Raw genomic sequence first — 10932 nt, 5'->3', positions numbered from 1 at the left:
CTTATATATAGGTACACTTATATAAATAATGAATAATTTATCCTATAGAAGGATGGTGACAAAATTGCTACTAAAAAGGAATAAATTAAAAAGAGCAGCACCAGCGAAATTTTTTGCTAAACGTAAGAAAGAAAAACAAGAAAAAGAGCCAGTCAACATAAAGAAAAAAGCAAGATTTTATCAGCTTATTCGCGGGCGTGTACTACTTATTTTCTCGTTATTATTAGCCATTATTTTTGCTATGCAATTGCTATCGTACACTAATATTACTAAATTACAAACAAGCTTGCGAGATTTTGCTGATGAAAATTTGCAACATCAAATTCAAATCAACAGTTTAGCTAGCGATATTGCGAAGCTATCCAGCCATGAGCAGACGTACTTAATCACAGGAAAAGAAGAGATTTTACAAGATTACGAAACATCTAAGGAAAATATTAATAGCAATATTGAAGCGCTACAAGTCATTTTAGCTGATCATGAGGAGGCTGCAAATACCCTTGCTTCAATCAAACAGCTTTATAGTGTTTATTTAACACATTCTCAAAATATGATTGACACACGAACAAAATATGGCTTCGAAAATGCTCAAAAGCTCATGCAACACGGTGGAGGGCAATCGTTAAAAACCTATATTGATGATTATTCCGTTCAGTTAATCGCTTTGTTAGAAACGGAAAATGAAGAACTGATTAAAGAGTTAGAACAATATGCAAACACTTCTAAAATGTCATTTCTGTTCTTAGCAATTATTGCCATGATTTTAACGATTATATCTGGTTACATATTGTTCAAATCAATTCGTCGTAATACGTATTCCATTAATTCGTCCATTTTAGATATCGCTAGTACAGGTGGTGATTTAACACGACGTGTAAATGTTAAAACAAATGATGAATTTGCACAAATTGCCGATTCAACGAATTTATTAATTAACTCTATTTCAACGCTTATCAAGCGCGTTTCTGGCTTAGCAGAAAACGTTTCAGGAAGCTCTCAAGAGTTGATGGCATTAGCAGATGAAAATGCACGTATGATTGATTCTATCGCCAATTCTACACATGATATTGCGAGTGACAGTACGACAATTATTGATCGAATGGGACAAGCGGCACAAAATATGCAGTTGCTTGAGCAAGCCATACATGATTTAAATGTAGAAGCCGCAGATGTTCGTCAAGCTTCAGAAGAAATGCGCATTGTCGCAAATGGTGGGAGTGAATCCGTTACGCATTCTTCAAATGTTATGATGGATATTGAAGAAACAATGGCAAACACAACAACGACTGTTGAAGCACTTGGAAGAAAATCTGGTGAAATTACTTCTATTATTAGCACGATTACAGGTATTGCTGAGCAAACAAACTTGCTTGCTCTTAACGCGGCAATTGAAGCGGCAAGAGCTGGTGAGCATGGTAAAGGCTTTGCTGTCGTTGCCGATGAAGTACGTAAATTAGCGGAGCAATCTCAAACCGCTGCGAAGGAAGTAACGGGCATCATTTCTTCCATTCAAACGGAAGTCAAGTCCATTATTGCGCAAAACCATAACGGTGTCCAATCTGTTATAAAAGGCGTAGAAGTAGCAAACGAAACGAATGCTTCTCTCGATAAAATTTTACAACAAACAGAGCGTACAACAGAAATTATTAGCCGTATGGTGGAAAAAATTAATGTGACATTAGATTATAGCAATGTTGTAAGTACTTCCTTTGTCGAAGTAAATGCCATTGCAGAACAAACTGCTTTCAGTACAGAAACTAGCGCCTCTGCTGCAATGCAAGGCTCGGCATCTATGGAGGAAATTAATGCTGCCGCTTCTGAATTAGCGAAGCAAGCAGATGATTTACGCAATGTTGTCGGGGAGTTTAAAATATAGAAAAAATGCGAGGAAACGTTGGTTTCCCCGCATTTTTTAATTGCTGTCAAAGAGTACTTTATATTTACCATACCCTTGCTCCTCTAACTCCACCACTGGAATGAAGCGTAATGCGGCTGAGTTGATGCAGTAGCGCTGCCCTCCTAAATCTTTCGGCCCGTCTGGGAAGACATGTCCTAAATGGGAGTCGGCCGTTTTACTGCGCACTTCGACACGACGCATGCCGTGCGATGTATCAAAATGCTCTGTCACTTCCTCTACTGCTATTGGTTTGGCAAAGCTTGGCCAGCCACAGCCTGCATCAAATTTATCCAATGAGGAAAAGAGCGGCTCTCCTGACACGATATCCACGTAAATGCCTTCTTCAAAATGCTGATCATATTCGTTGCGATATGGTGGTTCTGTCCCCTGCTGTTGCGTCACATAATATTGCATTTCTGTTAATTCCTTTAGTCGCTGCTCTTTATTCATTCGATTCACCCCAATGTTTTTCTGTAAATGCTGCGCGCCCTGAGCCAATCGAATAACGCTCATAATGGGCAGGATTTTTCTTATAATAGTGCTGATGATAGGTTTCTGCCTCATAAAAAGGTTTAGCCGGTAAAATTTTCACAGCAATTGGTGCATTGAACTTGCCTGATGCCTGCAATGCTGCCTTGGATTGTTCAGCTATTTCACGCTGTTCTTCATTATGATAAAAAATCGCCGTTGTGTAGGATTCACCACGGTCATAAAATTGCCCGCCTGCATCCGTCGGGTCTATTAATGTCCAGTACAGTTCCACAAGCTTTTCATAAGGGAAGATCGTCGGATCAAATGTAATTTGCACTGCCTCTAGATGCCCTGTTGTCTCTGAGCAAACTTGTTCATATGTTGGATTTTCCACATGCCCACCTGTATAGCCTGAAATGACAGCTTCGATTCCTGGTAATTCATCAAAGGGCTTCACCATACACCAAAAGCAGCCACCTGCAAACGTTGCTTGTTCTACCACTTACTTCACTCCTTCTGCTGGAATAATGATTTCTAATAATATTTTATCATTTGGTAAATCAATTTCCTTTGCCCGAACTCTTGAGCCTGAAGCGATATTAATACGCGATAAATCCACATAAATTTCCTCTTCATTTGGTCTGACAATCATCCAATCAGGAAACTCAATCGCATCCTTCATTAGCTTCAAAACCGTTGATGGCGGGATATTTAATTTCCCTACATTGACCTCTGTTTGCTTTAAACGAATATTGCCATCACTCACGATTGGCTCAAAGTCCATCGAAATCGGAACCGTAATACCGAAGACAATTAATTCGCTAAAAAGCTGCACTTGTTCATTTACTTCCATTTCAACGGGGATAGGTGATTTCCCTAGCGGCCCCTTGCCCATATATTTTTTAGCAATTGCTTCAAATTCTTTCGCAGTCGTTTGCACAGTGAGGACATGCCCTGTTGCTGACTGCACCTCTGGAATCGCTTGTTCATCCACTTTTGAAGTCGCCAAATAAACGATGAAAACGAGTGTAAAAAGTACCGTTCCTGCCAGTAAAAAAAAGGCGACTTTCCATTTATTCATAGGTTATATCACTCCTCAAATCCAATCAAACCATCTGTCATTGCCTCAATATTACATGCTTCCATTGCTGTGACAATTCGCTCTGTCATGCGCTCATAGCCTTTCGCATTTGGGTGAAAAAAGTCTGTATGGTAAACTAAATTTTCATTGGTATGAAATAAATCCATTACAGGAACAAAACAAGCCTGCTCATCTTGTAGCGCTAGCTCCATAATATCGTTATTCCATTCTACAATAATTTCCTCAAACGGTGTTGTTTCATCTACTACAATCGAAAAAGGATTATAAAAACCAATTAAAATAAGCGGCACTTCAGTATTTCGCGCACGTATTTGCTTAATAATTTGCTCATAGTTATTTTTAAAGTTCGCTCGCTCTTGATCAAACATTTCTTTTTTTAAAGAAAATATATCCGATTTGACAATTTTCATGACATCATTGCCACCCATTGTTATCGTAACCAAATTTGCATCTGCTAATTCCTTATCATAATGCCCTTTTTCAAGAAGTTGTAATAGTTGCTCGCTACGCCTTCCTCTTTTTCCTCGATTATCTAATGTAATCGAGGCAACAGCAGGCCATTTTTCCAATCTTTCAACTAAGCGCTCCGTATATCCTTGGCGCGTATATTCATCGCCTACCCCATCTGTTAACGAGTCACCAAGCGCAATATATTGAATGTCCTGTGCATCTATTTCTTTACGATTCAGCCAGTCTAACTGAAAAATATCACTTAATTTTTCTATAATACTTTCCTTTTTCGGTTGCTCAACATACAGAGCATCATCTATTGGCATTGGTACATTTGTCGTATCAAGTGACTTCTCGTATTCCTCAGGTGTCACTTCAGGCTCATCAACTGTCACTGTACAAGCCGTTAGCAACAAACAACAACATAACATGCAAAACAAAAACCTCATTCTCTCTTCTTCCCTACCAATCTTTAAATATCTAATCTATTACTTATAGCATATGTATACTTTATTATAATGTATATGACGAAAACAAACACGCTAAAATCCTTATAGAAAGGCAATTTTAGCGTGTTTTTTAATTTGATTCAATAAATAGTCCCCTACTTCTTCTAATAGGTGAGGAAATAAGGACCAGAATAGCAATTCAATCAAAGAAAGTTCAAATCAAATTAAGCCTCCGGCGGATGTCAGAGATTTTGAATTGTGCAAGCACAATTCAAAATCCCGACGCAATTACGCCAAGACGTAATTGATTTTTATTCTGCAAAATAAATGAAGCCGATTGCCCCTGGACCTGTATGTGTGCTAATGACAGGTGATGTGAAGGCGATTTCTGAATCGTTAAAGCCTGTTGATTGAATTAAATCTAATAGTGGCTGCCCCATCGTTTGTAACCCATTTGCATGAGATAACCCTACACCTTTTACCGTTTTACCAGCAGTATCTTCTTGGAATTGCTTAAATAAATAATTGACGACTTGCTTATGACTACGTGCCTTCGAGACAGGTGTATATTCGCCACCTTCTAGGCTAGCAATTGGCTTAATATTTAATAACGAGCCAATCATTCCTTTTCCTTTACCAATACGTCCGCCTTTAATTAAATTCTCAAGCGTATCCACGACAACATATAAATTCGTATTGGCACGTACGACATCTAAACGTGCTACAATGTCTTCCATCGAAGCCCCCTCATCACGTAAGCGGATTGCTTCACGAATTTGGAAAGCTAAGCCGAATGCGATAAAGCGTGAATCTACTACAGTCACATTGGATGTCGTCATTTCAGCTGCTTGGCGAGCCGATTGAACCGTACCGCTCATGCCGCCTGTCATATGAATCGATAAAATTTGATCACCGTCTTTGCCAAGTTCATCATATAGCTCTTTAAACTTTCCAGGTGCTGGCTGAGAGCTCTTTGGCAGCTCTGAAGATTGCTTCATCATATCCATAAATGAAGCAGGCTCTACATCTACTCCATCTATATATGTATTTTGTCCAATTTGAATTGTCAATGGCACAATATGAATGCCATGCTTCGTAATTTCCTCTTTTGTTAAATCACATGTTGAATCAGTTATTATATGAATTCGTCCCACTTACGACACATCCTTTATATTCTTCTTACCTATTATAAATAACTTGAATTACTACTGTAAAGGTGACAAATGTAATACCTATTACTTGATAATTGTCTTTTTTCCATATGACATATTGTAGTGACAACTAATGACAATTATGCCTACCAAGCGCAATTTTATTCTACTATAGTATTTTACAAGGAGTGATTTTAATGCAAAACATCGTTTTCGATTACAAATCAAGAAATGAAGAGTTATGGAACGCCATTACACATGGTATCGGTTTACTTATTAGTATTCCAGCCTGCGTCGTCCTTATTTTGCAAGCAGTCGCTAAAGGAGGCGTTGTTGATATCGTCTCATACAGTATTTTTGGGGCATCCTTAATCATCTTATTTTTAAATTCTACATTGCTACATAGCATGCCCGAACGTTTTAAACATCTTTTTGCGATTCTTGACCATTCTGCGATTTATATTTTAATTGCTGGCACATATACACCGTTTTTATTAATTACATTAGATGGCGCATTACGCATTACATTATTATGTATTATTTGGGGTATCGCCATATTTGGTGTCGTTTTTAAATGTTTGTTTATTCATCGCTTTGAGGCATTTTCGTTAGGTTTATATATTGCCATGGGGTGGATTATTATTTTCGTCATTAAACCCGTATATGCATTTCTACAGCTAGAAGGCTTTTTATTGTTACTAGCAGGCGGTTTACTCTTTACATTTGGCGCTATTTTTTATGCATGGCATCGCCTCCCTTACAACCATGCAATTTGGCATATTTTTGTTATTGCAGGCTGTGCATGTATGGTCAGTTGCGTACTATTTTATTTGTAAAACATTAGGACTTTTCTATCAAAATACGGCTTTTTTGAAACTTTTCCTAAAAAAAACAGTATGAATAAGTATTGATAGTAAAGGAGATGTAGCAAATGAAGAAAAAAATGTTACTAGCATTAACAGGAGTGGCCGTAGTTGCGGCTGGCTGTGGCACAACAGCCACACCGAAAGACAATACAACAGATAAAAGTGATTTATCATTAGAGGAAGTATTTGCGAAAAGTAATGAGCGCCAAAGCGAAATTAAAAGCTTTAACGCAACTATGACGATGACACAAGCAATGGAGCTTGGTGATGGTTCTACAATCGATACGTCTGCCAACATGAAGATGGGGGCTGTTTTAGAGCCCGTACAATTTTTTATTGATGGCACAATTTCCATGACAGAGCCTGTAAGCAACGATAAAATTGATATGCCTATGAAAATGTATATGACAGCTGATGATGGTTTTTATATGTATGAAAGCACAGCTGATGCATGGTTTAAGCTACCACAGGATGCAACATTGGATGAAATGTTAAGTCAAGCTGGTGTACAAGCAAATGCAGCTGATCAATTAAAGCTATTAGAAAAATTTGCGGACGATTTCACATTTGAGCAAACGAATACCGATTATATCTTAACTTTAAAAGCGAGCGGCGATAAATTTAAGCAATTGATTGAGGAGCAAATCGCACTAACGATGCCAGATGCCCCTATCGACCAACTCGAAGAACTATCGTTCGATGATACATCTTATCAACTAACGATTGATAAAAAGACGTATGATATGAAAGAATTGAAATTAGATATGATTATCTCAATGGAAATAGAAGGAACAACAGCAAAGATTGATCAAAAGACGACAACGACGTACGATGATTTTAATAACACAACGATTACTATTCCTCAAGATGTGTTAGACAATGCACAGGAAATAAATTATTAAACAACTGCAACGGCTGAACCCCTAATTATTTAAGGGTTTCAGCCGTTTTTATAGACATGGATATACCTTATATATCCATCTTACTTATTTGAATTTTCTTAGTTCAAAAGTAATGATTCGCCCAACGAACAGATGAAATCGCCCAACCAATGCCTATTTTCGCCCATCAAATCCTCTCCGATTGCATCAGACTATTGATCAAACATCAACAATATATGAAAATAGTAATGCGATTTCACCTTAGGCAATTGTTGAAGACGCATCACTTATAGAATTAATAAAGCTGATGGAAAATACAAGTGTAAGCTTGCTTTTCCATCAGCCTCTTTTTTATTCTTCTGTTATTTCAGGTTTTTCCTCTTTTTGTTGCACTGCTGTTGGGACCGCTAAAGGTGCTTGTTGTGCATATTGCTTTATTGCATTTTTCCCAACATATGTTTCAATTAATTCTTTTACATCAATACCTGATGAAGCTTTTAATGTTTCTTGTAATGAACCCATTAAGTTTGTCGCGTAGGAAGTGACTTTATTAGCGCCGCCACCTTCTCCACCGCCTGTGTCCACAACTGTAATTTTGTCGATATTTGCTAATGGACTTGCAACTTGTTTCGCATACTCTGGCATCATGCGTACAATCATATCTAACACAGCTGCTTGGCCATATTGCTCGAATGCTTCCGCAATTTTTTGCTTCGCTTCCGCTTCTGCTAGACCGCGCAGACGAATGATTTCTGCTTCTGCTGTACCTTGTGCACGCTCTGCATCTGCCTTTGCTAAACCGTCAAGACGAATGCGTTCCGCTTCTGCTTGTGCCTGTGCTTCAATACGATATTTTTCAGCATCCGCCTGTGCAAGCTGCTTCATTTTTTCAGCTGCCGCTTGTTGCTCAATTGCATAGCGCTCTGCATCCGCTTTTTTCTTCACTTCAGAATCATATTGACGTTCACGACGTAAAATCTCACGTTCTTCCAGCTCAATTTGCTTTTGACGCTCAATAATTTGTACTTGCATTTCTTGCTCTGTTACTTCCTGCTTCGCACGCGCTGTTTCTAGCTCATATGCTTGGTCTGCTCGCGCTCGTGCAATATCTTGCTCACGACGGAATTCTGCCACTTTTAGTTGGTTATCCTTTTCCGCTTCTGCAATTTCTGTTGCACGTGCTAACTCAGCGTTTTGCGCCTCTTGATCTGCTCGTGCACGTTTAATACGTGTCTCTTTATCTGCTTCAGCTGTAGCAATGTCTGCATCGCGTTTTACTTGCGCGATACGTGGCTTCCCTAGTGATTCAAGATAGCCATTTTTATCGCGGACATCTTTAATTGTAAAGGATACGATAACAAGACCCATTTTCGCTAAGTCCTGTGACGCTACACGTTGCACTTCCTGTGAGAACTTATCACGATTTTTATAAATTTCCTCTACTGTCATCGAGCCTAAAATCGAGCGTAAATGCCCCTCTAACACTTCACGCGCTTCCATTTCACGCTCGTGCTTTTCTTTACCTAAAAATTGTTCTGCTGCTGTAGCAATTTCAGAAATCGAACCGCCAATTTTAATAATCGCTGTACCATCTGCCATGACTGGTACACCTTGCTCTGTATACACTTCGGGTGTCGTCACATCTAATTTACTTGAAAGTAAGCTTAATGGCTCTGCCTGTTGGAATACTGGGAATACAAATGTACCCCCACCGCGAATAATTTTGATACGATTGCCCGTTTCATCTGTATGGACATTTTTTGAACCTAAATAACTTCCCGTTACAATTAATGCCTCATCAGGACCGGCTGTACGATATTTCGAGACATAAACTCCTATAAGTATCAAAATGATAAGTACGACAACCCCGATAACCCCAATAACACCTAAATTTTCGAGCATTCTTTTTCCTCCTTTAAACTATGTGTGGGAAAAGCCTTTATCATACGATGTAACAAAAGCTGTTCCTTCTTTTACTTCAATAATTAATACTTTTGTGTCATAAGGAATTTCTTCACCTTGATAGCTTGCTGCACGCTTAGAAATAATACCATTAATCGATTCGATGACAATCTCACCAAAGCCATCTACGGGTATTGGTATGATGACTTTCGCTGTTTGACCTTCCAAAGAAGCGTCTGTGTAGACGAGCGATACTTCCGCTGATCTCAGTGGTACGAGAAGGAAAAAATACAGGAGCGCTGTCAAAATAGCTGCGATAATTATTGCGATAATAAAGGCAACAATGCTCGTTAAAGATGTGAAACGCTCCAGTAAATAACCGCCCGCCGCTGTTATGGAAATAAAAGAAAGTATCACCGCTGGATCAAGATAAGGTATCCCTTCAGCCACACCATCCGCTAAATCAGCGAATACGAGGTAAAGCAATGTACAACTAGCCATGACAATCAATACGGTCAAATAAATGGCTGTGAGTGAAAATCCAAACAACTTTTTCATCCCCCTTTCTTATGTATTACCTTATTTACGAATAACTTCCAAGAAAGTTTCAGAAAAATAAAAAATATGTAACTCGTATTTTAATAAAAAATGAGTAACAACGTACCGACAATAAAACAATAATATGAGAAATAAACAAGCTTCCCATTTTTCATAACGCCCATGAACCAACGCATAGCAAAATAAGTCATCACCATTGTCGCAATAAAGGTTGCAATATAAGGGATTATGAGAGATTGCTCAGCAGGATGCTCGATAAAATCCTTGACACCTAGTACGACACCACCTAAGCTAATTGGAATATAGAGCATAAATGAAAAGCGCAGTGCTGTATCCTGCTTCATCCCAACAGCCATTGATGAAATAATTGTCGCACCTGAACGACTAATCCCAGGCATTAATGCAACTGCTTGCCCGAATCCAACAATAATCGCGTCTTTTAATTTTAAATCGCCATCACGCTTTGTACCACGCAAGTTACGAATAAGCCAAAGCGCAATCCCCGTAACAAAAAGTGTAATTGCAATCGTCGTCATACTCGTATTTTCTGCAATAACATCACTTAATAGCACACCTAACACACCCGCAGGAATCGTCCCTACGATGACAAACATAGCAAATTTAAAATCTGCTAAATAACGCTTTTCTCTCGTTTTTAAATACTGTAGCGAATGAAAAATAAGGCGGGCTATATCTTCACGAAAAATAATACAAATCGCAATCAATGACGCCGTATTTGTTAAAATCGCAAACGTAAAACCTTGCTCCCCCATACCAAGTAGCTCACTAGCAATCATCACATGACCGCTCGATGAAACCGGAATTGGTTCTGTAAACCCTTGAATTAAGCCAATAATAATATGCTTAATCAAGACCATCAAATCAAAATTTTCCATAATACTCTCCTTTATTCTATTTATTAGCGATTCGCCAATTTGATAAGTTCAACTAACACTTTATGTTACACAAAAAAGGCGTATTCATCAATTACACCTCGAAAAATTCGCAAAGGAAACCCCTTCATATGCTCAAATTGAAAGAACATCCTCGAAATCCACTTTTTCGTAGGATGTTCTATTATCTATCTTCCTATATTCTCTAAAATTTTATCCCGTATTAACAGGCTGTAAGACCCCCACATCAAAATAGTAAGTGGAACGAAATAGTTAAGTGGGGGATCAACAGCCTGTAAAAACCCGATTGAG

11 protein-coding genes are annotated in these 10932 nt (G+C 38.5%); 3 read left to right on the top strand and 8 right to left on the bottom strand.

Going from position 1 to position 10932, the window contains the following annotated elements:
- Positions 1-55: 55 nt before the first annotated feature.
- Positions 56-1876 (top strand): methyl-accepting chemotaxis protein, encoded by a 1821-nt coding sequence (locus tag C9J34_RS13125; protein ID WP_411829998.1) that lies wholly within the window; start codon positions 56-58, stop codon positions 1874-1876.
- Between the two features lie 36 nt (positions 1877-1912).
- Here C9J34_RS13125 and msrB read toward each other — a convergent pair whose 3' ends face one another.
- From msrB to C9J34_RS13100, 5 genes are all read right to left on the bottom strand, one after another.
- A complete protein-coding gene (gene msrB, locus C9J34_RS13120; protein ID WP_107840493.1) occupies positions 1913-2347 on the bottom strand; it encodes a peptide-methionine (R)-S-oxide reductase MsrB in 435 nt (144 codons plus the stop codon).
- Entirely contained in the window at positions 2340-2828 is a 489-nt protein-coding gene (msrA, locus tag C9J34_RS13115) for a peptide-methionine (S)-S-oxide reductase MsrA (protein WP_420799131.1), read from the bottom strand. Before msrA ends, msrB begins: the two co-directional genes overlap by 8 nt.
- 42 nt (positions 2829-2870) lie before the next feature.
- Positions 2871-3449 (bottom strand): YpmS family protein, encoded by a 579-nt coding sequence (locus C9J34_RS13110; RefSeq protein ID WP_107840489.1) that lies wholly within the window; start codon positions 3447-3449, stop codon positions 2871-2873.
- 8 nt (positions 3450-3457) lie between these two features.
- Positions 3458-4351: a GDSL-type esterase/lipase family protein gene (locus tag C9J34_RS13105; RefSeq protein ID WP_238600652.1), complete on the bottom strand. Its 894-nt coding sequence runs from the start codon at positions 4349-4351 to the stop codon at positions 3458-3460.
- A gap of 329 nt (positions 4352-4680) precedes the next feature.
- Positions 4681-5523: a DegV family protein gene (locus tag C9J34_RS13100; RefSeq protein WP_107840485.1), complete on the bottom strand. Its 843-nt coding sequence runs from the start codon at positions 5521-5523 to the stop codon at positions 4681-4683.
- A 194-nt stretch (positions 5524-5717) separates the two neighbouring features.
- Here C9J34_RS13100 and trhA point away from each other — a divergent pair, with 194 nt between their 5' ends.
- Together trhA and C9J34_RS13090 are read left to right on the top strand one after the other, a co-directional pair.
- Positions 5718-6356 carry a PAQR family membrane homeostasis protein TrhA gene (gene trhA / locus C9J34_RS13095; protein WP_193769000.1) on the top strand — a complete coding sequence of 213 codons (639 nt, stop codon included), beginning with the start codon at positions 5718-5720 and terminating at the stop codon, positions 6354-6356.
- A gap of 95 nt (positions 6357-6451) precedes the next feature.
- Positions 6452-7288: a DUF6612 family protein gene (locus C9J34_RS13090; protein ID WP_107840483.1), complete on the top strand. Its 837-nt coding sequence runs from the start codon at positions 6452-6454 to the stop codon at positions 7286-7288.
- A gap of 330 nt (positions 7289-7618) precedes the next feature.
- Here C9J34_RS13090 and C9J34_RS13085 read toward each other — a convergent pair whose 3' ends face one another.
- From C9J34_RS13085 to C9J34_RS13075, 3 genes are all read right to left on the bottom strand, one after another.
- A complete protein-coding gene (locus C9J34_RS13085) occupies positions 7619-9169 on the bottom strand; it encodes a flotillin family protein (protein WP_107840481.1) in 1551 nt (516 codons plus the stop codon).
- Between the two features lie 18 nt (positions 9170-9187).
- A complete protein-coding gene (locus C9J34_RS13080) occupies positions 9188-9718 on the bottom strand; it encodes an NfeD family membrane protein (protein ID WP_107840479.1) in 531 nt (176 codons plus the stop codon).
- 89 nt (positions 9719-9807) lie between these two features.
- Positions 9808-10623, bottom strand: coding sequence for an undecaprenyl-diphosphate phosphatase (locus tag C9J34_RS13075; protein WP_107840477.1), 816 nt, complete (start codon positions 10621-10623; stop codon positions 9808-9810).
- Positions 10624-10932 lie beyond the last annotated feature (309 nt).

Origin of the sequence: Metasolibacillus meyeri (genome assembly GCF_003049505.1) — a bacterium.
GTDB lineage: Bacteria > Bacillota > Bacilli > Bacillales_A > Planococcaceae > Metasolibacillus > Metasolibacillus meyeri.
This window is presented reverse-complemented; position numbering and strand designations above follow the sequence as displayed.

Excerpts from the sequence above, each read along its gene's own strand:
- msrB (WP_107840493.1), bottom strand. The coding sequence starts at position 2,347 with ATGAATAAAGAGCAGCGACTAAAGGAATTAACAGAAATGCAATATTAT.
- msrA (WP_420799131.1), bottom strand. The coding sequence starts at position 2,828 with ATGGTGAAGCCCTTTGATGAATTACCAGGAATCGAAGCTGTCATTTCA.
- C9J34_RS13110 (WP_107840489.1), bottom strand. The coding sequence starts at position 3,449 with ATGAATAAATGGAAAGTCGCCTTTTTTTTACTGGCAGGAACGGTACTT.
- C9J34_RS13105 (WP_238600652.1), bottom strand. The coding sequence starts at position 4,351 with ATGTTATGTTGTTGTTTGTTGCTAACGGCTTGTACAGTGACAGTTGAT.
- trhA (WP_193769000.1), top strand. The coding sequence starts at position 5,718 with ATGCAAAACATCGTTTTCGATTACAAATCAAGAAATGAAGAGTTATGG.
- C9J34_RS13090 (WP_107840483.1), top strand. The coding sequence starts at position 6,452 with ATGAAGAAAAAAATGTTACTAGCATTAACAGGAGTGGCCGTAGTTGCG.
- C9J34_RS13085 (WP_107840481.1), bottom strand. The coding sequence starts at position 9,169 with ATGCTCGAAAATTTAGGTGTTATTGGGGTTATCGGGGTTGTCGTACTT.
- C9J34_RS13075 (WP_107840477.1), bottom strand. The coding sequence starts at position 10,623 with ATGGAAAATTTTGATTTGATGGTCTTGATTAAGCATATTATTATTGGC.